This is a genomic window from Rhodoligotrophos sp. CJ14, from assembly GCF_038811545.1.
GTDB lineage: Bacteria > Pseudomonadota > Alphaproteobacteria > Rhizobiales > Im1 > Rhodoligotrophos > Rhodoligotrophos ferricapiens.
Genome location: NZ_CP133319.1, coordinates 3,090,709 through 3,112,864 on the forward strand (window position 1 = coordinate 3,090,709; position 22,156 = coordinate 3,112,864).

Genomic DNA, 22,156 nt, shown 5'->3' on the forward strand with positions numbered 1-22,156 from the left:
GATGCGGCCGAAGAAATGGGCCGACGCGCGAGAAGCATCGCGCCGAAGCGAGCATCGGTCTCTCACCGGGCGAGCTCATCACGAAAAGCAACCTCGGAGGCTGAAGCGCTTGCTTGCCCCGTCAATGGCCGAACGGCGCCGATTCAATTGAGATGTTCAACGAGCGAGTGTAGCCGCATATGTCTGTCACAACCGATCGCAATATCGTTCATATAGAGGAGAGTGGTCACGGCCCCTACGGTCAGTTCGTCAGCATCGGTCACCATGTCCTCGGCGCGGACGAGCCGCAGGCGCTTGGTGGCGAGGACACCGGCCCTGATCCCTTCGAGTTCGTCATGGCCGGTCTTGGCGCCTGCACGGCCATGACCATCCGCATGTACGCGAGCAGAAAGAACTGGCCGCTTGAAAACGTCCAGGTATCCGTCCAGCACGTGCGCGCCACGGGCGTCTCTTCAGATACCAGGCCGCACGCCATGGAACGACGCATCGTGCTCGTCGGTCCGCTCACCGACGAGCAGCGCGACGCCCTCATCAAAATAGCGCAAAAGTGCCCGGTCGGTCTCGCCCTCGAGGCCGGGATCGAGGTGCTCACGGTCGAGGCGAGCGGAGTGAGTTGAACGGTCTCTACCAAGGCGAATTCAGGGCTCTTCTCGACCGCGCCAACCTACCGCTCCATAGTTGCACGATCGGCGTTCGTGTCGAAGACGCCATGGGGTGGGGCAAGCAGCAGCGACGGCCCATTCAGGTCGAACACCTTCGCCATCCCCGCCGCATCCGTGCTGACCCACTCTCAGGCAATCAAGCGTGGCCATTTTCATCTCGGTTCGGCGATGCTGGCGCAGCATGTAGCCGGAGAACACCCAGCCGCTGACCGCATCGGCACCACGGTAGACGACCGTGTCGACGAAGTTCTTAGTCTTGTATTTGTCGGCTGTCGGCACCGAAATTAAAAGGCATCTCGCGACCGGGGCGCACAAGCGCGTATTCTCCGACGTGCGGATAACCATGCCTATGCCTGCCCCCGATGGTGATAGGTGAGCGCCGAACTCCGCCTACAGTCGCCATCCGCCCCCGGGACCACCATAGGAACCGTTGTAGTAGATCAGATGGCGGATGCTGTCGGGATAGAGCGAGGCATGGTGGTCGAGTCACTGCGACCCCGTCGTCCAGCCACGCCATCATGCCGCCTATCCCCTCGGCATGATTGCGCTGTGTCGACGGTCGCCGGGTTTGGTAGATCTTCTCAGAAGAAGAGCTGTGATTTGGCAATGTCTCGGCAATGCGGCGCGTCATAGAGCCTCGACTACCGGTCTGCGCGGGTTTGCTTGGCCAGTTCGCGTGCAAAGCTGATCAGGCGCTGCAGGCTCGGATTGTCATTTGCAGGAGACCAGACGGCGCTGAAAGGAACAATATCCGCCTCTGCGCTAAGAGGGACCAGGCTGAGGTCACGGATGGTCACCCCCCTCCAAGCCTCGACGACCGGCGTTATTCCTTTGCCCATGGCGACCATATGCATCAAGGTCTCCTGATGCACATCGTGATATTCAACCATCGGATAGGTGCTGTAGTCACAGATTCTCCGCACGATGTAGTCACGGATTTCCGGTCCGGGACCAAATCGGGATACGATGAACACTTCATCGACCAACTGCGACCAATCGAGCTTCTCGAGCCGGGACAATGGATGGGACCGAGGCAGGGCGATATGGACCCGCTCTCGCCAGAGCTCCACCGTATTGCACCCCTTCACCTCGCCGTTGCCCGTAAAAAATCCCACGTCGAGCTGATGGGCGCGAATGGTGCGAATATGGTCCTGACGCCCGCCATCACGAATATCGAGCCGGACTCCAGCGTGCGCAGCCTCGTATCTACATAGGAGCTCCCGCAGAAATCCTCCGGCGAGCGTCGTGATCACCCCGACCCGCAGCCTGCCGGTCTCCACACGCCCCGCAGCTTCCGCGCACTGGATGGCCTGCCAGATCTGTCGAATCGCCGGGACCGCTTGCTCAATGAACTGCCGGCCTGCTTCGGTCAGCCGAGTGCCAAACTGGCCACGCTCGAACAGTCCGACACCTGTTCGATTCTCGAAATCTCGTATAGCTTTGCTGACACTAGACGGTTCCACACCCAGAAGATCCGCCGCGCCCCGAATGCTCGTGCTCTCTGCGGCGGCCAAGACATATCTTATTTGCCTGAAGTCAAAGTCTTTGGCCTTGCCAAAATGATCTGACGACGTCGCTTCTCGCGGATGCTTTCCTTTCGACATTCCGCCCCTTCCGGACATTTCCTACACGCGGGCGAGCTGACCTTTCGTCGTTAGAATCGGCCGCACAAGCAATGCGCCATTTGCCCTTACAGTCCTCTTCTCGGGCTGGGTGCCGCAGGTCCGGGCCGTGGCGTAGGCTGTAGTCAGAAGCTGTACCTTCTACTACGAGCAGCTGATTGCTCTGTTCTCGGCGCGATCGGGATCGGCGCGGGGCGCTCGCGACAGCATGGCTTTGCTGAATTGCAGCTCCGCGCGAAGACCGCCCTCGGAACGGTTCCCGAGACTGACATTCCCGCCGAGGCGCTTCGCCGCCAGCTCGGCAATCGCGAGCCCGAGACCGCTTCCCATCGCTGTCTTGTTGCGGCCGCGGTAGAACCTTTCGCAAACCTTGGGCAACTCGTCTTCGGGGATTCCGGGGCCGTTGTCTTCAATGGTCACCGCGACGGCGTCGCCATCGATCCTCACTCCGCAACGGACGACGCCGTCGTTGCGGGAATGCAGCACGGCATTTTCCATGAGGTTGCGCACCGCCAGCATGAACAGCGACGCGTCGAGCTGAAGATAGATATCGTTCAGCTTGGCGTCGATCTCGATCGGCACCGCGTCCGAGTAGTGTTGGCGGATGTCGTCGACGAGCTGGCCGACCAGCTTGCCCAGGTTGACGCGACGACCGTCGGCATCGGCTTCGCCCCGCTCGGCATTCGTCAGGTCGGTGAGCTGACGCATCAGCCGAGAGGTCCGGTCCACTCCGACCACAATCTGGCGCAGCGCGTTGCGCCGAATGTCGGGATCGTCGCTACCCAGCGCGACCTGCGCCTGGGTTTTGAGTCCCGCAACCGGCGTGCGCAGTTCATGCGCCGCGAAAGCCGTGAAGTCGCGCTCGCGCTCGCGGGCCGCATGGACGCGTCCGAACAGCCCGTTGAGCGAGCGGATGACGGGCTTGATCTCGGAGGGCGTGTCCACGTCCGGCAGCGCGCTCAGATCGGACGCCGGACGTGTCTCCAACGCATGAGCCATCTTGTTGAGAGGCCCGAGGCCTTTCCTGACGCTCAGCCATATCAGCCCGGCCAGGATCGGCAGGATCAGCAGTGCCGGAAGGGCCAGGCCCCGGATGACATCGGCGACCAGCCGGTCGCGAACGCGCATATTGTCCCCGACGAGAACGCGCATGCCCAGATCGGCGTTGACCACGGCATAGACGCGCCAGGTCTCTCCATCGATGAGCGTCTCCGAAAAGCCATCCTTGGCATCGGATAGGGGAGTCGCCGGCGCTGCGTCCGAACGGCCGACCAGGGTCCCGTCCAGCGCCCAGATCTGACACGAAAGCTGGCGATCGTAGGAGGCATGCATGGTTGGCTCGATGGCCGGAATCTGCGCTGCGCGCATCGGATCGATCTCCTGGCTGGTGATCAGCGAGCTCACCATGCGCGCCGCCTCGATCAGCCGGGCGTCGAGAACCCGCTCCACCTCAGCGCGGGTGCTGAGATAGATCCAGGCGATAGCCGACATCCACACCACGCCGGTGGTGATCATCAGGATCAGGAAGAGCCGGCTCCGGATCGACGTCACGCGGTCGCCTCCGCCAGCTTGTAGCCGACGCCGCGCACCGTCTCGATGACGCCCGGGCCGAGCTTCTGCCTCAGATTGTGGATGTGCACTTCGATCGTGTTGCTTTCGATATCCTCTTGCCAGCCATAGAGCCGGTCCTCGAGCTGCGACTTCGACAGGATTTGGCCGGGCCGATCCATCAGCGCATGCAGGATGGAGAACTCGCGGCGCGAAAGACGAACCGCCTCACCGCTCTTTGAGACCGCCATCGTCGCGGGATCGAGGCGCAGATCGCGCCAGATGCGGCAGGCGGACGTGCCGCCGTTGCCGCGTCGCGTCAGCGCCCTCAGCCGGGCGGCTACCTCGTTCAGATCGAAGGGCTTCCCCAGATAGTCGTCCGCGCCGGCGTCGAGGCCGGCGATCCGGTCGGGCACGCTGTCCCGCGCCGTCAGAAGAAGGACCGGCGTTCCAACCTGCCGCCCTCGCAATTCGTCCAGTACGCCGAGCCCCGAGCCGTCAGGGAGCATCAGGTCGAGAACGACCGCGTCAAAGGCCGAGATTCTTAGTGCAGCCGAGGCATCGGCGCAGGTGGAGACTGCGTCGACCGTGAAGCCGGCCAGGCCCAGCCCGACCTGCAGGCCGTTCAGCAGCACCGCGTCATCTTCGACGACCAAAACCCTCATGACAACTTTACTCAGCTTCCGTCAGAACAGTCGCAATCGGGTGCCGACCTTAAGCCAGCCTTAAGGTGGCAGGCGTGGATCCCGGCTCCAGGCGGTATGCCGCCTGTCCCTCTCACGATCGAAAGGAGATTCCGTATGCCAGCTCTCACGCGTCGCGGCGCCATGGTCGCCATGGGAGGCGCGGCTCTCGCAGTGCCTCTCATGCAACGCTCCGCCCTCGCGCAACACGCCGACGTTTCGAAGGAAATGATTCTCAATGACCCCGCGGCCCCGGTTTCCGGAGACCCCCGCGGCGACCTGACGATCGTGGCCTTCCTCGACTACAACTGCCCCTACTGCAAGAAGTCCGCGCCCGACCTTGCTCGCGTCGTGAAGGAAGACGGCAAGATCCGCCTCGTCTACAAGGATTGGCCGGTGATCCGGCCGACCTCGATCGATGGCGCGACCATGGCGCTCGCCGCCAAATATCAGGGCAAATACGAGGTTGCGCACCACGCGCTGATGGGCATTCCCGGGGTCGGCGTCCCAAGGGAGAAAATGCGCGAAGGTCTGGAGGCCGCGGGCATCGACATGCGCCGCCTCGACGCGGACATGACAGCCAAGGCAGCTGAAATCGACGCCATCATCAAGCGCAACATGGCGCAGGCCGATGCCATCGGTTTCTCGGGCACGCCAGCCTACCTCATTGGGCCCTTCCAGACTTCGACCCTGGACTATCAAGGCTTCAAACTGGCTGTGGCGGACGCGCGAAAGCGGCAGGCAGAGGGACAGTGAGACGAACACGTGCTCACCACCCCCGCTCGCGATGTTTGCTGTCGATCCTGCTGCCTTTGATCTTGCCGATCGCGACGGTCAGCGGGCACGAGCCATAGCCGTCATAGGCCTTCGGAAACGACTTGCCATCGCAGGCGGACAGGAGGTTGGCCACCACGGAAGACTGAAGCCGCACGGCTGCAGCCGTCTGGGCATTTGCCGTCGAGACCGCATCCCTGCCCGGCTGGTACGAATGCGTCTCCGAGGGCTCCGCGACGGCGATGTCGAGATCACGCCTCGGTCGCTTGAACTCGCAACGGCTATACCGGCGGCTCCTCCACCGACGATGATGATGTGGTGCTTGAGCTGCAGCGCCTTCGGCTCCTGCGGATGCACGGCAGCTTCCATTGAATTTTCCCATTTTCAGATCGTTACTTCTGATTTTATGTAACTGTGTAATCCATGTCGACAATAGTCAAGCAGGCATCCCATGGAGCTCATTCCGGTCACAGAGAAGTTTTCCGTCGCGGGGCAACTTCAGCCCGACGATTTCGCTAAGTTGCGTCGCCTCGGGTTCAGGAGCGTCATCAACAATCGTCCCGACGGCGAGGACCCGTCACAGCCGGGAACCGATGTGGAAGAAGCGGCGGCCAGGGCGGCCGGTCTCGACTACGTGTTCATCCCCGTCACCAGCACCTTGATGACGGCGGACGATGCTCGCCGTTTCGCCGAAGCCATCGTCGCGTCGGACGGCCCCGTCCTGGCGCATTGCCATTCCGGCGCGCGTTCCTTCTACATGTGGGTGCTGGCCGGCGACGCGGACGTTCCGGGATTCAAGAATGACAAGTTCGTCGCCACGGCGAGCGGGACCGCACCGGACCACGCCCAAGTCCGGATCGCTGTGAGTCGAGGTCCAGCCAAACCAACGATGTAGGGTTTCTTCGATCCTCGCACTTGAGGCCGTCCGGTGCGTCGCCGGCGATCCGGCGATCAGATCATGCGCCATCATCGATCCGGTCCTCGCCTGCGCCGAGAAGCCCGGAGCTGCCAGGACCGAACACGCCGACGGGATCCTCGCCAATTCGTCGAGCAGGTCCTGATGGTTGAATGTATTTTCGACACCCAACCGCGCACGGCGTCCACCTGCGGAGGCCGCCGTCTCTCCTAATGCTGTCTTAAGCTGGCAGGGAGAGGACGCCAACGTTCTGAGTTTTGCACGCGACGGTCTCAATGGGCATGATCGAATTGAAGAAGCTTCTGCTCGCTGCCGCTTTCGCAGCGAGCCTCGCAGGCTGCAATGACGACAGCGGCACGGCCTCGGCAGATGCTGGCCGTGAGGGGGAGGCGGTCTTGCAGGCTCTCGAGGAACGGGGCCTGGCCGTCCACGGTCCTCTCGATGTCCCGGGAGGATTGAGCGCATTCGCCGCGAGCTCGGGCACGCAGCCGGTGGCCATCTATGTCATGCCGGACTCCAACTACGCGCTGATCGGCGCGCTGATCGATGCGCGCGGCAGTTCCGTCGCTGACGCCGAGTTAAATCGGGTGGCGAGCGAACCGATCGAGCGCGAGGCTTGGGCAGCGCTCGAGGCCGCGGCCTGGGTTCAGGACGGAAACCCCAATGCGGAGCGCGTCGTCTATGTGTTCACCGATGCGAACTGCCCGTACTGTAACCAGCTATGGCGCTCGGCGCGTCCATGGGTGGAGGCCGGCAAGATCCAGCTACGTCATATCATGGTCGGCGTGATCCGCGCCGATTCTGCCGGGAAGGCGGCCGCGATCCTGGAAGCATCCGATCAGCAGGCCGCGCTCACTCAGAATGAACTGAACCATGCCAGCGGCGGCATCGCCCCTCTTGCGACCATATCCGCCGACACCAACGCCAAACTCAACAGCAATGTCGAGTTGATGAGGCGGCTGGGCTTCAGCGGCACGCCGGGGCTCGTTTCCAGAGGCAGCGACGGTTCCCTCAACGTGCAGGCCGGCGCCCCCCGGGGAACCGCCCTCGAGACCGTGTTCGGGCCGCTTTAGGCCGTATCGGTCGCCGTCGTGCGGCGTCAGCAGAGCCGCGCACCTCTTAAGCCTGCCTTAAGCTGCCGATCAGACCTCTCCCGCCCGTGTCACATGAAGCGGGAGCATGCCGTTGCCTTCGAGAACTATCTGGTCCGTCCTTGTCGCGGTGCTGATGATTGCGATTGCCGCGATATCCACGCCGGCATCTGCGCAGGTGACGTCCACGGGAGGGATGCCGCTCCCCGTCGATCAGGCGTTCCAGCTCTCTGCGACGCGCGAAGGCGACGAGGGCGTCCGGCTGCAATGGACGATCGCGTCAGGCTACTACCTCTATCATGATAAATTCGGCGTCACGCAGGGCGCGTCCGACCTCGCGATGCCCGAACTCCAGGGCAACGGTCAAAGCAAAGACGATCCGACATTCGGCCCATCCACCGTCTTCCATGACCACGTCGCCGCCGTGGTTCCTCTCGGAGCCTCGGCATCCGGCCCGCTCGAAGTCCACTATCAGGGATGTCAGGACAACGGCATCTGCTACCCGCCGATCGTCCGACATGTCGATGTCACGACGCTCGCCGTGACCGATCCGCAGCAACGCGCACCGGCAACCCAGGCTCATGAATGGACAGCTCCCATTTCGGGGGCGCCGGCGCTAGCGAGCGGCGTCACCATCGCGGCGGATAATGGCGGCTTGATCGGCTCGCTGCTCAAAGACGGCGGCGTCGCGATGGTGCTGGCAAGCTTCCTGATGTTCGGCGTGCTGCTCGCCTTCACCCCTTGCGTGTTCCCGATGTACCCGATCCTCGCCGGAGCGATCGCGCGTCAGGGCGACTCGGTCACAGCGGTCAGGGGGTTCAACCTGTCGCTCGCCTATGTCTTGGCCATGGCGACCGCCTTCGGGCTCCTCGGCGTGGTCGCCGCCTGGTCGGGCCAGAACCTGCAGATGGCGCTTCAGTCTCCGCTCGCCATCGGCGCCGTCTCGATCCTGTTCGTCATCCTCGCCCTGTCCATGTTTGGCCTGTTCGAATTGCAGCTGCCATCGGCCTGGGTGAACGCCATCGGCCGTATCGGACAGGGTGATCGCGGGTCGCTGGCCTCGGCCGCACTGCTTGGCTTCACCTCCGCGCTGATCGTCGGACCGTGCGTCACCGCACCGCTCGCCGGTGCGCTGATCTATATCGCGCAGACCGGCGACGTGGCGCTTGGCGCCGCATCGCTCTTCGCGCTCGGCCTCGGCAAGGGCATTCCGCTGATTGCCTTCGGCACGCTCGGTCCGAAAGCCTTGCCCAAGGCCGGGGCGTGGATGACCTCGGTGCGCCAGGCGTTCGGCTTCGTGTTCGTGGCCACCGCGATCTGGATGGTCTCGCGCCTCATCCCCGCCGAGGCCGCTCTTGCGCTCTGGGCCCTCTTTGCCATTGGTCTTGCGGTGTGGCTCGGAGCCTTCGATTCGCTCGGGCCCGACGCACCAGGGCGACGCCGGACCGCCAAGGCCGCCGGCATCGCCGCAGCCCTCTACGGCATCGTGCTCGCGGTCGGCGCCGCCAGCGGGGCCAATGACCCTTTCCGTCCCCTGAGCAACCTCACCGCGAACACGAGGGGCGGCGCCGGTTCTGCGCAAGCGCTGGCTTTCCGAAACGCGGCGACCCCGGCCGAGCTGCGAACCGGGCTTGCCGCAGGCAACGGCAAGCCCAGCCTCCTCTATGTCACGGCCGACTGGTGCATCACCTGCGCGGTCATCGATCGCAGCATTCTTTCCGATCCCGCCGTCCAGTCCACGCTCGCCCGCTTCAATCTCATCAAGCTCGACGTCAGCGCCAACACGCCCGACCAGCGCCAGATCATGCAGAGCCTTCAGGTCGTCGGTCCACCGACGATGATCTTCGTCGGTCCCGAGGGACAGGAGGCAACGGGAACCCGCCTCGTCGGCGACGTGACCAAGGCGACCTTGTGGGCCTCGGTCGAGCGTACGGGCCTGGTCCAATGAACGCCATCAGCATCGGCCCGTTCGTCTTCGCCGCGGCGCAGTTCGCGGCCATTCTCGGCATTTTCGCCTTCACGATCACAACGTCGATCCTGGCACGCCGCGTCGACCCGCTGATCGGCCGCTGGTCGACATGGGCGTTGATCGGCGGCCTGATCGCGGCGCGGCTCGGGCATGTCGGCCTGCATTGGCAAAGCTTCATCGCAGAGCCGTGGCGAGTGATCGCATTCTGGCAAGGCGGCTTCGAGCCGGTCGCCGGTCTGATCGGCGTCGCCATCATCAGCGCTTTCTTCATTCGTTCCCTCAAGACCGGTGCGGCAGCCGCAGGCGCGCTTGGCCTCAGCCTTGTCGTCTGGATCGGCGTCACGCAACTCACCCAGGCGACTCTCGGCCAGCCTGCGCCGACCGTCGCCCTGCAACAGATCGACGGCCCGCCGCTTGCCGTTAGCGACGTCGCCGGCAAGCCGGCCGTTATCAATCTCTGGGCGAGCTGGTGCCCGCCCTGCCGCAGGGAAATGCCATTGCTTGCCGAGATCGCCGCAAGCAGGGACGACGTCGCCTTCCTCTTCGTCAATCAGGGCGAAGGCTCGGACACGATCCGCTCCTATCTCGCATCCGAGAATCTCAAGCTCGATCGCGTACTGCTCGATCAGTCGATGCAGATCCCGCGGCACTACGGGACGATGGGGCTTCCCATCACCCTTTTCCTCAGAGCCGACGGAACCCTCGCGTCCATGCATATGGGCGAAATCTCCCGGGAAGCCCTTAACGCCAATATCGAGAAAATGACGGGTCCGACATGACGCCGGTGGTTCCGATGCAAATCGCGGCCGGTCCGCTGCCCTTCACCCCCAAAGTTGAACCATCCGCCTTCCTCGATCCGGGCGCGGCCAACGATGCGTAACGACCAATGATTTCGTCTAGGAAAAGCGGCGCGTTCTTCACCCTGCTGGTCAGCCTCGTTGTGGCCGGTTGCACCACGACGACATCCACATCTGTCACCCAGGCGCGCGATCGCTCACAACCCGCCGCTGGGATCGAGGCTTCCAGGGTCGATCCGAAGAACCGGCGACAACAGGTGGACTATCGCACGCCGCATGCCCCGGGAACGATCATCGTCGATACGACAAATCGCTTCATCTATCTGGTGCAGGAAAACGGAAAGGCGATGCGTTACGGGGTCGGCGTCGGTCGCGAAGGACTCGCGTTCACAGGCACGGCCAATATTGGTCTCAAGCGCGAATGGCCGCGCTGGACGCCGACACCCAACATGATCGCTCGCGAGCCCGAACGATATGCGCGCTGGGCCGCCGGGATGGAGGGCGGACCGAACAATCCTCTCGGCGCGCGGGCGCTCTACCTTTACAAGGACGGTAAGGACACGCTGTTTCGCATCCACGGCACCAATGAGCCGCACACCATCGGCCATGCCGTCTCGTCCGGCTGCATCCGCATGTTGAATCAGGACGTCATCGACCTCTATCGTCGCGTCCCGGCAGGATCGAAAGTCGTTGTGCTGTAGCCGCGTTGGCATAGTCAATCATTTGGAACGGACGCCTCCCATTCCAACGATCCGGAGGCCTTCAAAGCAATGGGGTTTCGTAAAATGGAGATCAATTGGGACAGCAGATTCGAACGTGAGGACTATCTCTTCGGGACCGAGCCAAACGCTTTTCTTGCCTCGCAGGCCTTCCGGCTGCAACCTGGAATGAAGGCGCTTGCGGTCGCCGACGGAGAGGGGCGCAACGGCGTCTGGCTCGCCGAGCGCGGGCTCGACGTCGTTTCGTTCGATGCCTCAACGGTCGCGCTTGCAAAGGCGCGGGACCTCGCCCGCCGACGCGACGTGACCTTGCAGACCGTGCATTCCGATCTTGCCAAGTGGGAGTGGGAACCCGAAACCTACGACGTCGTCGCCGCGATCTTCGTGCAGTTCGCACCGCCCGATTTGCGCAAGACGATGTTTGAAGGCTTCCACACATGCCTGAAGCCTGGCGGAATTCTGATCATGCAGGGATATCGCGTCGAACAGCTTCGCTACGGCACCGGTGGCCCGCCGCACGCCGATCATCTCTACACGAAGGATATGCTGATCCGGTCATTCGGACATTGGGAAATCCGATACCTTCAGGAGCATGACAGCGTGATCGAGGAAGGAGCCGGGCATTCCGGCATATCGGCCCTGATCGATCTCGTTGCCGAAAAGGCAAGACATGATGTCCTGCCGCTCCCCTCATTGAAGGCCGCGTAGACGGATTGCATAGCGATGTCGTAGCTCGTGACGTCATCGCGCATCGGGCGCCACCTAGCCAACCGCCAGATACGACATCATTGGGTCGGGGATGACGACGATCGGGCTGCCATCGCGAACCTCGTCATGGAGATGGATGACATCCTGATTGAGCAGCCGGATGCAGCCGGACGAGACGGCATGGCCGATCGAAAAGGCCTCAGGCGTGCCGTGCAGCCGATAGAGCGTGTCGCGCCCGCCTTCATGAATGTAAAGCGCGCGCGAGCCAAGCGGGTTGTTGAGTCCGGGGTCCATTCCGCCATTTGCGATGCTGTACGGCTCCAGCTCGGGCTGGCGGGCGACCATGCTGTCGGGCGGCGTCCAACGCGGCCATTTGCGCTTATAGGCGACGATCGCGCGCCCCGACCATGCAAAGCCTTCGCGGCCGACGCCGATGCCATAACGCGTCGCGCGGCCCTCCGGCTTCACATGGTAGAGGTACTTGCCAGGCGTATCGACGATCAGCGTTCCTGGCCCCTCCTCTGTCGGATAGTCGACCTCCGTCCGCCAGAAGCGGCGATCGACCTGGGAGACGTCGACCTCGGGAATGGGGAACGGCTCGTTCGGCATCGCCGTATACATCAGCGGAACCGCGGGTTCCGGCTCGACCTTGACAACTGGCGCCATCATCGGGACCGGCTGGCGTGTCGATACGCAGCCCGCCAGTGTAAAGGCGCTGGCGCCGACCAGAAATGCGCGCCGTGCCAGCGGCCTGGAAAGTGTCGTTTTACTCAATTGTCTCTCAGCCTTCCGAATCATTCCGGTTCAGAACGCTCAAACGTCAGGGCCACCTTAAGCCTGCCTTAAGACGGGAACTCACCGTTGCCTCGAACAACGGAGAGCCACAGATGCTGATTTCGACCTGGAAGCTGGCAGACATTCACCGGAACGATCAGGGCGCGGGTGCCTGCGGTCATCGTCCGTCCCGGTCCGCGATCGTCGCAACGCGGCGTCAGCTCCTGATCGGAGCTCTCAGCGTCGCGGCCGCTACCAGCCTTGCCGTTCCTGCCGGGGCCGCGGTCCTGACCGTCACCAACCTCGACCAATACCGAGGCGGTCTTGCACGCCTCGCTCCGCGCTACCGGACCGCGCTCGTCGACATTGGCGCGGAATGGTGCGCCTTCTGCAAGACCATTGATCAGAAGATCCTCCCGGACCCCGGCGTCCGGCGAGCCATGGAGCGAATTGCGCTGATCAAGGTCGACGTGACCAGAATGGGCCAGTCCAGCCGCGAGCTCCTTCGATACCTGCGCGCCGACGGGCCCCCAACGCTCTTCGTCGTGCAGACTGCGAGCGGACGTGAATTCTCAGGCACGCGATCCGTCGGAGCCTTTCGAGCGAGTGACCTCGTCCGGCGCCTGCGCCCGTTCGCCTGACATCGATACCGGTTTCAAGACATGCGGGAGCTTGATTGAGATCAACGCGTGCGTTGGGTCGCTCATGATACTTACATAATTACTGAAAGTAATGGGGCGGATCGTGAAACTGTTCATCAAGCTGGCGCTATTCGCGATCTGCGGACTTGGAATCTCCTATGCCTTCGCGATTTCCACCCCCTATTGGTTCAAGCCGAAGGCCGAGGCGCATGTCGACGTCACCGATGCCGCCCTGATCCGCCAGGGCGCGTATCTCGCGCGCGCAGGCGACTGCATCGCTTGCCACACCGCCCCTGGCGGCAAACCCTTCGCCGGCGGCCTCGGCATGCAGACGCCGATGGGCACGATATATTCGACCAACATCACGCCCGATGCTCAAACGGGTATCGGCGGCTACAGCTACGGCGACTTCGAGCGGGCCGTACGAAAAGGCATCCGGCCCGACGGCACGCACCTCTACCCCGCCATGCCCTACGTCTCCTATGCTGTCGTCAAGGACGAGGACATCAAGGCGCTCTACGCCTACTTCATGTCGAGCGTCGAAGGGGTCCGGCAGGACAACCAGCCGACCACCATGCCTTGGCCGCTCAGCATGCGCTGGCCGCTTGCCTGGTGGCAGCTCATATTCGCCCAGCCCCGCGACTTTGCCGCGACGACCACCGATCCGCAGCTCGTGCGCGGCGCCTATCTTGTCGAGGGCCTCGCCCATTGCGGCGCCTGCCATACGCCACGCGGCATCGCGTTTCAGGAAACGGCCCTCGCCGATGGCCCGAACAGCCGATTTCTGTCGGGCTCCGTCCTGGAGGGCTGGTACGCCAAGAACCTTCGCGATGAAGACACTGGCCTGTCGACCTGGACGGTCGATGAGATCGTCGATTTCCTGAAGACTGGCCGCAATGCCAAGACGGCGGCCTTCGGCTCGATGTCCGATGTCGTTGAGCATTCCACCCAGTATCTTGCGGCCGACGACCTGACGGCGATCGCCACCTACCTCAAATCGCTGAACGCCCGCGACGGACGCAGCCCGACATGGCAGCCGAAGGAGGATCTCACCACCGCGGCCCTCAAGGCCGGCGATTTCAGCGCCCCCGGCGCCATGTCCTACGTCGAGCACTGCGCGACCTGCCACCGGATGGACGGCAAGGGCGCGCCGCGCATCTATCCGGCGCTCGCCGGAAACTCGATGGTCTTTGCCGATGATCCAAGCTCCCTCATCCAGGTGACGCTTGCCGGCGGGCGCATGCCCCGCACCCCGCATGACACCATGGCCTTCACCATGCCCGGCTTCGCTCACCTGACGAACCGCGAGGTCGCGGCGATGCTGAACTTCATCCGCAATGGCTGGGGCAATCACGGCAGCGAGATCACCGAGGCCGACATCTCGCGCATGCGTCATGAGATCGCGCGAAAGCCGAAGCACTACGTACCGGGAGAACAAGAATGACCAACCGCTCCCTCATCTTGACCGGGATCGCGATCGTGGCGATCACCGCAGCGGCCGGCATATTTGCGCTAACGCACCAGCGCACGCTGGATGCCCCGGTTAACGACGCAATCGCGATCCTGGACGCTACCGGCGCCCGCATCGGCGACTATCGCATTCCGCCGGACAGTTCGATCGCGCAAGAGCCGAATGCGGTTGCCATCATGCTTGGCAAGCGGCTGCTGAACGAAACCGCGCGCCTGCTTCCCATCAATGTCGGCAACGGGCTCAACTGCAACTCCTGCCACATGGCTCAAGGCAAGCTCTCCGACGCCAACACCTACATCAATACAAGCAATTTCTATCCCGCCGTCATGCCCCGCGCCGGGCGCGCGGTCGATCTCGTCACGCGCATCAACGGCTGCTTCCAGCGATCGATGAACGGCAAGCCTCTCGCAGAGGACAGCTCCGAAATGCAGGCAATGGTCGCCTATATGGACTGGTTGCGGCAGGACGTGGCCAAAGGCGCCAGGGTTGCGGTCCGCAACGCCGGGCCGATCGACGACACCCTGATACCGGATCCCGAGAGAGGCCAGGCGATCTACGCCGCCCAGTGCGCCTCATGCCATGGCGCCAATGGGCAGGGCATGAAAGACCAGTCCGGCAACTATATCTTCCCGCCGCTCTGGGGTGACGAATCGTTCAATATCGGCGCCGGCATGGCGAGAACTTACAAGGCGGCGCAGTTCGTCAAATATGCGATGCCGCCGGCCATGAACCTGATACCACCGCTCGGAACGGGCGGCGTCCTCTCCGATCAGGATGCCGTCGATGTTTCGGAATACTTCACCCACATGCCCCGTCCCGATTTCGCCGGAAAAGTGCACGACTGGCCCACAGGCAACAAGCCGAAGGACGCGCGTTATTAGAACATGTCTTTTTCAAGGCTGAACCTGGTTTCTTAAGGTTGCCTTAAGCTTGGTTTCCGAGCGCTGACCCCATGCGCCTGCCGCAAGAGCCAGGCCGCAAAGGGGGAGGGGTTAGCGCATGGTGACGATGGGACTGTTGTTGGCGTTGAGCTTCGCCGTGTCGCTGCTCGCGCTCGCGTTCCTGATCTGGGCGATCAGCAACAAGCAGATCAAGCTCGACCAGCAAGACGCCAAGGTGATCTTCGCCGCGGGCGACGAGAACCACCTCGACAGCCCCGACGCCGAGCAATCACCCGCCAGGCGACATTACTTCGACACCGTCACCACCGGCATCGACCACATCTCCATGAGGCCGGCGGCCGTCCTTCTCGTCGCGGCCACCCTATGGCTGCTCGTCGGTTCGGCCTTCGGCCTCATCGCCTCGCTGAAGCTGCATTGGCCGGACTGGCTTTCCGCCTACGCACCGCTCACCTTCGGCCGCGTCCGCACGCTACACCTCAACCTTGTCATCTACGGGTGGCTGTCGCAGGCCGGCATCGCCGCGATGATCTGGATTTTGCCGCGCATCTTCCACACGCCGCTGCGCGCGCCCCGGATGCCGATCATCGGAGCGGTCCTCTGGAACATCGCCGTGGCGCTGGGAGCCGTCGCGATCGCCAACGGCTGGACGGATGGCGAGGAGTGGCTGGAAATTCCCTGGCAGCTCGACATGCTGCTGGCGCTGGCCGGCGTCTTCTTCGTCATCCCGCTGGTGAAGACGACGCTCGCCCGGGAGGTCCACCACATCTATGTGAGCGGCTGGTACTTCCTCGCGGGAATCCTCTGGTTCCCCTGTCTCTTCGTCATTGCAAACCTGCCCATCCATTCGGGCGTCGAAGAGGCCACGGTGAACTGGTGGTTCGCTCACAATGTGCTGGGCCTCTGGCTGACGCCGCTCGGCGTGGGAACAGCCTACTACTTCATTCCGAAAATCATCGGCAAACCGATCTATTCCTATTCCGTCTCACTGCTTGGATTCTGGGGCCTCGCACTCTTCTACAGCCAGGTGGGCATCCATCATCTGATCGGCGGACCGGTGCCGACCTGGGTCGTGACGCTCTCCATCGTTCATTCGGTGATGATGTTCATCCCGGTGATCGCGGTGGCCATCAACCAGCATGTCACGGTCGCCCGCAATCTCTGGGCCCTGAAAGAATCGCTGCCGTTGCGTTTCATATCCTTCGGCGCCGTCATGTATACGCTGGCCTCGTTCCAGGGTTCGATCGAGGCGCTGCGCTCGGTCAACACGGTCACGCATTTCACGCACTATACGGTCGGGCACGCCCATCTCGGAGCCTACGCCTTCGTGACGATCGTCATGTTCGGCGCGGCCTATCACATGCTGCCGCGCATGACCGGCCGGGCCTTCCTGTGGCCGGCTCTGATCAACGCGCATTTCTGGCTGATCGTCGTCGGCTTCGCGATCTACTTCTTCGGGCTTTCGATCGGCGGCGTGCTGCAGGGCCTCGCCATGCTCGATGCGACACGCCCGTTCTCTGACAGCGTCATCCTCACGATCCCTTATCTCGAGGCGCGCAGTCTCGGCGGCAGCCTTATGACGCTTGGCCACATCCTCTTCGCCGTCAATGTCGCCGCCATCCTCATTCCGCGCCGGGCATCGGCGGCCGCACGCGTGGTGCCCGCCGAATGAACCGCTATCTTCCCCTTTCGATCATCGCGCTCGGCATCCTGGCTTTCGCAACCTTGCTGCTTGTCATCGCGCCGGGCATCCAGATCGGCCGTCACGACGCTCCGCCTGGTCTGGAGCCCTATACCGAGCAGCAATTGCGCGGCCGCCAGGTCTACGTGTCGCTCGGCTGCGTCTACTGTCACAGCCAGCAACCGCGATCGCCCGACCAGGCGCCCGACGGCGCACGGGGCTGGGGACGTCCGGCCATTGCCGCGGATTACACCTACGATGCGCCCCATCAGCTCGGGACAATGCGCACCGGACCCGATCTCCTGAACGTCGGCGCAAGACTGCCGTCACGGGACTGGCACCTGGCCCATCTCTATCAGCCGCGCGCCATCTTCGACTGGAGCATCATGCCGGCCTATCCTTTCCTCTTCGAGGTCAAGGGTGCCCCCGATCCCGGCGACGTTGTCGTCTCCATGCCTTCCGGCTTTGGGCCCGAAGCAGGCGTTATCGTCGCCAAGCAGGACGCGCTTGATCTCACCGCCTACCTGCTGTCCCTCGACCGTACCTATCCGGCGCCCGCCGACGCCATTCGCGACGATGGCTACCGCCGTCCGGAGGGCACGCCATGACCGCTGACAAAAAGCAGGAAGCGGAGCGCTCTTCTCGCATCGACGAAACCTTCGAGCCCTACGAACTGCACGGCAAGATGCCATGGCCGCTGATCGCGTTCGCCGTCGGACTCGGTCTCTGGGGCGTTGCCACGCTGTTCGAGACGCGAGAGGACGTTGTTGGCGCTCAGGCGGAGCGCGTCGCTCGAAGCCATACGGAAACCGGCGTGGCGACTGAACCCGGCGCGCCGCTCTTCCTCGCCCGGTGCTCGACATGTCATCAGCCGGACGGCTTGGGCGTGCGCGGCGCCATCCCTCCGCTTGCCGGCTCTGCCTTCGTCGCTCACGGGCCGGAGCTTGTCGCAACGATCCTGCTGCGCGGCATTGATGGACCGATCCGTGTTGGCGACCATGTCTTCAACGGGCACATGCCGAGCTTCTCCAGTGTGCTCGCGGATGTCGAAATCGGCGAGCTCGCAACCTATGTCGCACGTCGCTTCGGCACGTCGTCCGACAGTCTCAACGCTCCGGATGTGGCCATGCTGCGCGATCGTGTCGCCGGCAGCGGCAGCTTCAAGGGCGGGGCCGAGATTGCGTCGTCCACCGACCTCGATCTGGGCCATCAGCCGGCCTTCGTCCCTGCGACCGCCGTGTCGCTCACCCCGGAAGTGTCCGCGCTGGTCTTCACCGGCCGCGGCGAGCAATGGGCTTGCGCAAGCTGTCACGGCGATCTCGGCCAGGGCAAGGAGAATACCCCGCGCCTCGCCGGCCTTTCCGCCGATTACATCGTCAAGCAGCTCGGCGACTTCGCGGCGGGCCGTCGCCTCAACGAATCCATGCGGTTGATCGTGGCCTCGCTGTCCGATGAGGAAAAGCGCCAGCTCGGCGACTATTACGCCGCGCTACGCGTGCCATCGAACGCCCGGCCCGATCTCGGCGGGAGCCTCGCGCGCGGCGAGGCTCTCGCGCTTCATGGCGACTGGAGCCGCAACGTCCCGGCCTGCTTCTCCTGTCATGGGCCCTCCGGCTTCGGCGTCGCACCCGAATTCCCGCCGATCGCCGCCCAGCATGCCGCCTACACCGCGAGCCAGCTTGCGGCATGGGCCGGGGGCCGTCGCAACAATTCTCCGCTCGATCTGATGGGGCGGATCTCACGCGAACTCAGCGACGCCGATCGAAGGGCCGTGGCCGACTACCTCGCCTCCCTCCCTCCAGTGCCAGCAGGAGACGACACCCAGATCGCGGAAATCGGAGAACATCCATGACAGAGCCTGCGGAGAGCCTTGCCGCCAAACCAGCCGATCCTCAGAGAGGGCGGATTGCACGATGGTGGATCCACGCAGCCGGCGCTGGCATCATCGCCGCCGCCCTGGGAGCGCTCGCCTACGAAAGCGGCATCATCCCAGGACGACAAACGTCGCAGCAAGTCGCCGGGCCTGCCACGGCTGGCTTCTTCCAGCCTCCGGCCGACGACCAGATTCCCGACGACGAGTTCGGCGCCGCCATCCGTCGGGGGCAGGCGATCTTCATGAACACCTCGACCAATGCATCCCAATATGTGGGCAACGGCCTGTCCTGTTCGAACTGCCATCTCGGCGCCGGCCGCCAGCCATTCTCCGCCCCGATGTGGGCTGCCTGGGGCCAGTATCCCCGCTACCGGTCGAAGAACAACCAGATCAACACGATGGAAGATCGCGTGCAAGGGTGCTTCACCTTCTCCATGAACGCCCAACACTCGGTTGCCGGTGGGCCTCCGCCGCATGGCGATGACATCTATCGCGATCTTCAAAGCTACTTCTACTGGCTTGCCAGCGGCGCCCCCAACAACGAGCTGATGAGCGGCGCCGGATTTGGCAGAGTGGCCAGGACCGAGCTCGGCTACTCTCCCGAGCGCGGCGCCCAAGTGTTCGCGGCCAACTGCGCCGTCTGCCACGGTGCCGAGGGTCAGGGCCAGATGGACATCAACGATCGCTATGTCTTTCCGCCGCTCTGGGGTCCGAATTCCTACAATTGGGGTGCCGGCATGGCCCGCATCGACACGGCTGCGGCCTTCATCAAGCACAACATGCCATTGTCCCAGCCCGGCCGGCTGACCGATCAGGAGGCGTGGGACGTCGCCGCCTATATCAACAGCTTCGAGCGTCCGAAGGATGCGAGACAGCAGGGGCGCACGATCGAGGAAACGCGCCGACTCTACCACGATGGCGATGAGATCTATTACGGACAGGTCGTCAACGGCGTGCTTCTGGGCGTCGGCACCCCCGATCCGGTGCGGCCGGTCGGCGCCGTGGACTGACCGCCATGCGCCGGCTCGTCGCGGTCGAGGGCATGGCATGCGGCGGCTGCGCGCGCGGGCTGGAAAAGCGTCTCAGCCAACTCGAAGGCGTCAACAGCGTCGGCGTCCACCATCTGACCGCATCCATGCTGGTCGATTGGGACGAGGCGAGGACATCGATCGCCAAGATCGCGTCCGTCGTCTCGAGCGCCGGGTATGCCCTGGTCGACCGGCATCAGCCCGACGAACTATCGGCAATGCTTTCTGGAGATATTCGCCGGCTGAGCCTTCGCCTTGCCGTCGCCGTGATGGCAGGGATGTGGTCGATGGCGCTCGCCGTCGTACTCTACGTCTCCGACATCGATGCGACAGTCGCCTGGTGGATCGCGCTCGCCTCCGGCGTCCTGGCGCTGCCGGTCCTGCTCTGGGCGGGAGCTGGCATCTTCTGGATGGCCTTCCGATCAGTCCGACTGCGTACGCCCACCATGGATCTGCTGATCGCCTTGGGCGCCGGCGGCGCATTTGCTCTCTCTCTGGTGTCACTCGCGTCCGGATCATCGCATGTCTATTTCGACACCGCGACAATGCTGATCACGCTTCTCCTTCTCGGGCGTCTCGTCGATCTGATCACCAGGCGCAGCGCAATCGATGCGTTGAAGGCTCTCGAAGAGGCTTCCGTGGAGACGGCCGTAAGACGCACCGCTTCGGGGAACAAAGTTGTCCCATGCAGTGAGGTCGAGATCGGCGATCGGGTCGTCATCGACGCCGGCGCGGCGATCAGTGTCGACGGGATCATCCAGGAGGGCCGGAGCCTCATCAACCGCGCGGTCCTGACAGGTGAAAGCCATCCGCTTCCGGTCGGCGCCGGGCAACGCGTCGAGGCGGGCGCGATCAATCTCGAAAGGCGCCTCATCGTTTCGATCGACCGTGCCCATGGAGATCGCGACCTTGATCGTATGGGCGGCGCGATCATGCTGGAGCTTGCCCGGCGCGGCACGCTCGCCTCACGCGCCGACCGTCTCGCCGGCGTGCTGAGCTGGGGAATCCCGGGATTGGCGCTGCTCACTGCGGTCACGCTGCCGCTCGCAGGGGTCGCGGGAGCAGACGCCATTCTGAGGGGGCTGACGGTGCTTGCCGCAGCCTGCCCGTGCGCTTTGTCGATCGCCGCGCCGCTTGCACAGGCGCGCGCGGCCGGCATCGCGGCGAGACTCGGCCTGCGGCTCCGGGATCCTGTCGCTTTTGAATCGCTCGCCCAGCCGGCAACAGCCATCTTCGACAAGACGGGTACTCTGACCACAGGCCTCCCCTCAGTGGTTGAGGTCGCTGCTGCCAAGGGCTGGAGCAAAGACGATGTGCTGCGGCTTGCTGCAATTGCCGAAACCGGGATCGATCATCCTCTGGCGCGGGCGATCGTCGCACGACACGGCCGTGAAGAAGGCGCGGGCGGGACGCGGCGGGAACGCAGCGCCGAGGCAAGGGATCGCGACGGTCGTTGCATCAGCGTCTATGGAATCGATCGCGACGACGGCATGACCTCGCTTGCCGTGAGCCTCGACGATGTCGTCATCGGCTCCCTCGGCCTCGCCGATGCTCCCACCGGCCAAGCGCGCGGGACCGTCGACCGGTTCCGGGAGATGGGTATCGACATGTGGATTGCGTCCGGAGACGGCGGCGGTCCGACGTTGCGGGTCGCGAAGGCTCTCGGTATTCCCGCGCCCCGCGTCCGTTACGGCTGCACGCCGGCAGACAAGGTCGAGCTCGTGAAAGCCGCAACCGCTCCTGTTCTCTTCGTCGGGGATGGCGTTAACGACGCTCCGGCGCTCGCCGCCGCCGATTGCGGCATTTCCGTTGCCGGTGCCCATAGCGCCGCTGCGCGAACCGCGGACGTGGTCATCGTCAAAGGCGGCATCGATCAGCTCGTGTCTGCGATCGCGCTTGCCCGTCGCACGGTATCAATCACCCGACAAAACCTGGGCCTCGCCATCGTCTACAACCTGTTGGCCGTTCCGTTGGCAATTGCAGGCACGCTGTCTCCTTCCCTGGCGGCGCTCGCCATGCTCGCGAGTTCGTCGTCGGTCGCGTTCAACAGCTTGCGCTTAGAACTATCAGGAACGTCCGCCGTGCCGGCAAAAGCGGCGCCCCAGTCCGCAGAACTCTGCGACGAGCCGTTGGTTAGGCGCGGTTAGAGTGCCGCTTCGTGGGCGGCCTGCGAATAGAGCTTCGTCACCGACAAGATGCGAGATACTCGGTTCCAATCTTCGCGAAGATCGCCAGCCGACGTACCCAGGACGAGCAGGTGAGCCCGCAAGCTTAAGAGCCGGTCAAGGATCGATGATCCG

Annotated in this window: 21 protein-coding genes; 16 read left to right on the forward strand and 5 right to left on the reverse strand. The window is 63.7% G+C overall.

Annotated features, from left to right (window positions below; all coding sequences use genetic code 11):
* Nucleotides 1–179 precede the first annotated feature (179 nt).
* Nucleotides 180–617 carry an OsmC family protein gene (locus tag RCF49_RS14370; protein ID WP_183319085.1) on the forward strand — a complete coding sequence of 146 codons (438 nt, stop codon included), beginning with the start codon at nucleotides 180–182 and terminating at the stop codon, nucleotides 615–617.
* Nucleotides 618–1,303: 686 nt separating this feature from the next.
* Here the strand turns inward: RCF49_RS14370 and RCF49_RS14375 are convergent.
* The 3 genes from RCF49_RS14375 to RCF49_RS14385 all read right to left on the reverse strand — a co-directional run bounded on the left by RCF49_RS14375 (nucleotide 1,304) and on the right by RCF49_RS14385 (nucleotide 4,497).
* Entirely contained in the window at nucleotides 1,304–2,188 is an 885-nt protein-coding gene (locus RCF49_RS14375) for a LysR family transcriptional regulator (protein WP_342644201.1), read from the reverse strand.
* 240 nt (nucleotides 2,189–2,428) lie between these two features.
* Nucleotides 2,429–3,835 carry an ATP-binding protein gene (locus tag RCF49_RS14380; protein WP_183319031.1) on the reverse strand — a complete coding sequence of 469 codons (1,407 nt, stop codon included), beginning with the start codon at nucleotides 3,833–3,835 and terminating at the stop codon, nucleotides 2,429–2,431.
* A complete protein-coding gene (locus tag RCF49_RS14385) occupies nucleotides 3,832–4,497 on the reverse strand; it encodes a winged helix-turn-helix domain-containing protein (RefSeq protein ID WP_183319028.1) in 666 nt (221 codons plus the stop codon). Before RCF49_RS14385 ends, RCF49_RS14380 begins: the two co-directional genes overlap by 4 nt.
* Nucleotides 4,498–4,698: 201 nt before the next feature.
* Here RCF49_RS14385 and RCF49_RS14390 point away from each other — a divergent pair, with 201 nt between their 5' ends.
* Nucleotides 4,699–5,271: a DsbA family protein gene (locus RCF49_RS14390; protein WP_342640507.1), complete on the forward strand. Its 573-nt coding sequence runs from the start codon at nucleotides 4,699–4,701 to the stop codon at nucleotides 5,269–5,271.
* Between the two features lie 13 nt (nucleotides 5,272–5,284).
* Here RCF49_RS14390 and RCF49_RS14395 read toward each other — a convergent pair whose 3' ends face one another.
* A complete protein-coding gene (locus RCF49_RS14395; protein ID WP_432807289.1) occupies nucleotides 5,285–5,446 on the reverse strand; it encodes a hypothetical protein in 162 nt (53 codons plus the stop codon).
* Nucleotides 5,447–5,740: 294 nt separating this feature from the next.
* Between RCF49_RS14395 and RCF49_RS14400 the strand changes: the two genes are divergently transcribed.
* The 6 genes from RCF49_RS14400 to RCF49_RS14425 all read left to right on the forward strand — a co-directional run bounded on the left by RCF49_RS14400 (nucleotide 5,741) and on the right by RCF49_RS14425 (nucleotide 11,489).
* Entirely contained in the window at nucleotides 5,741–6,184 is a 444-nt protein-coding gene (locus RCF49_RS14400; protein ID WP_342640508.1) for a TIGR01244 family sulfur transferase, read from the forward strand.
* A 296-nt stretch (nucleotides 6,185–6,480) separates the two neighbouring features.
* Entirely contained in the window at nucleotides 6,481–7,278 is a 798-nt protein-coding gene (gene dsbG, locus RCF49_RS14405) for a thiol:disulfide interchange protein DsbG (RefSeq protein WP_183319020.1), read from the forward strand.
* 112 nt (nucleotides 7,279–7,390) lie between these two features.
* A complete protein-coding gene (gene dsbD, locus RCF49_RS14410; RefSeq protein ID WP_210289723.1) occupies nucleotides 7,391–9,244 on the forward strand; it encodes a protein-disulfide reductase DsbD in 1,854 nt (617 codons plus the stop codon).
* Nucleotides 9,241–10,044, forward strand: coding sequence for a TlpA disulfide reductase family protein (locus tag RCF49_RS14415; protein WP_183319016.1), 804 nt, complete (start codon nucleotides 9,241–9,243; stop codon nucleotides 10,042–10,044). Before dsbD ends, RCF49_RS14415 begins: the two co-directional genes overlap by 4 nt.
* Before the next feature lie 107 nt (nucleotides 10,045–10,151).
* A complete protein-coding gene (locus tag RCF49_RS14420; RefSeq protein WP_183319014.1) occupies nucleotides 10,152–10,763 on the forward strand; it encodes a L,D-transpeptidase in 612 nt (203 codons plus the stop codon).
* Nucleotides 10,764–10,832: 69 nt separating this feature from the next.
* Entirely contained in the window at nucleotides 10,833–11,489 is a 657-nt protein-coding gene (locus RCF49_RS14425; protein ID WP_210289722.1) for an SAM-dependent methyltransferase, read from the forward strand.
* Between the two features lie 54 nt (nucleotides 11,490–11,543).
* Here the strand turns inward: RCF49_RS14425 and RCF49_RS14430 are convergent, their stop codons facing one another.
* The gene (locus RCF49_RS14430) at nucleotides 11,544–12,263 is read right to left on the reverse strand and encodes a L,D-transpeptidase (protein WP_425486605.1); all 720 of its coding nucleotides are present in this window, start codon (nucleotides 12,261–12,263) and stop codon (nucleotides 11,544–11,546) included.
* A gap of 113 nt (nucleotides 12,264–12,376) precedes the next feature.
* On the opposite strand from RCF49_RS14430, the gene RCF49_RS14435 reads away from it, so the two are divergent.
* The 8 genes from RCF49_RS14435 (at nucleotide 12,377) to RCF49_RS14470 (ending at nucleotide 22,003) form a co-directional block, all read left to right on the forward strand.
* Nucleotides 12,377–12,904: a thioredoxin family protein gene (locus RCF49_RS14435; protein WP_342640509.1), complete on the forward strand. Its 528-nt coding sequence runs from the start codon at nucleotides 12,377–12,379 to the stop codon at nucleotides 12,902–12,904.
* Between the two features lie 103 nt (nucleotides 12,905–13,007).
* Complete coding sequence (locus tag RCF49_RS14440; protein ID WP_342640510.1) at nucleotides 13,008–14,348, forward strand: c-type cytochrome; 1,341 nt, start codon at nucleotides 13,008–13,010, stop codon at nucleotides 14,346–14,348.
* Nucleotides 14,349–14,383: 35 nt separating this feature from the next.
* Nucleotides 14,384–15,256, forward strand: coding sequence for a c-type cytochrome (locus tag RCF49_RS14445; protein ID WP_342640511.1), 873 nt, complete (start codon nucleotides 14,384–14,386; stop codon nucleotides 15,254–15,256).
* 118 nt (nucleotides 15,257–15,374) lie between these two features.
* A complete protein-coding gene (locus RCF49_RS14450) occupies nucleotides 15,375–16,946 on the forward strand; it encodes a cbb3-type cytochrome c oxidase subunit I (protein ID WP_183319097.1) in 1,572 nt (523 codons plus the stop codon).
* Nucleotides 16,943–17,563, forward strand: coding sequence for a cbb3-type cytochrome c oxidase subunit II (locus tag RCF49_RS14455; protein WP_183319099.1), 621 nt, complete (start codon nucleotides 16,943–16,945; stop codon nucleotides 17,561–17,563). The genes RCF49_RS14450 and RCF49_RS14455 overlap by 4 nt, the downstream gene beginning before the upstream one ends.
* Complete coding sequence (locus RCF49_RS14460; protein WP_183319101.1) at nucleotides 17,560–18,807, forward strand: c-type cytochrome; 1,248 nt, start codon at nucleotides 17,560–17,562, stop codon at nucleotides 18,805–18,807. Before RCF49_RS14455 ends, RCF49_RS14460 begins: the two co-directional genes overlap by 4 nt.
* Nucleotides 18,804–19,838 carry a c-type cytochrome gene (locus tag RCF49_RS14465; RefSeq protein WP_183319103.1) on the forward strand — a complete coding sequence of 345 codons (1,035 nt, stop codon included), beginning with the start codon at nucleotides 18,804–18,806 and terminating at the stop codon, nucleotides 19,836–19,838. The genes RCF49_RS14460 and RCF49_RS14465 overlap by 4 nt, the downstream gene beginning before the upstream one ends.
* Before the next feature lie 5 nt (nucleotides 19,839–19,843).
* Complete coding sequence (locus RCF49_RS14470) at nucleotides 19,844–22,003, forward strand: heavy metal translocating P-type ATPase (protein ID WP_342640512.1); 2,160 nt, start codon at nucleotides 19,844–19,846, stop codon at nucleotides 22,001–22,003.
* The last annotated feature ends 153 nt before the right edge of the window (nucleotides 22,004–22,156 follow it).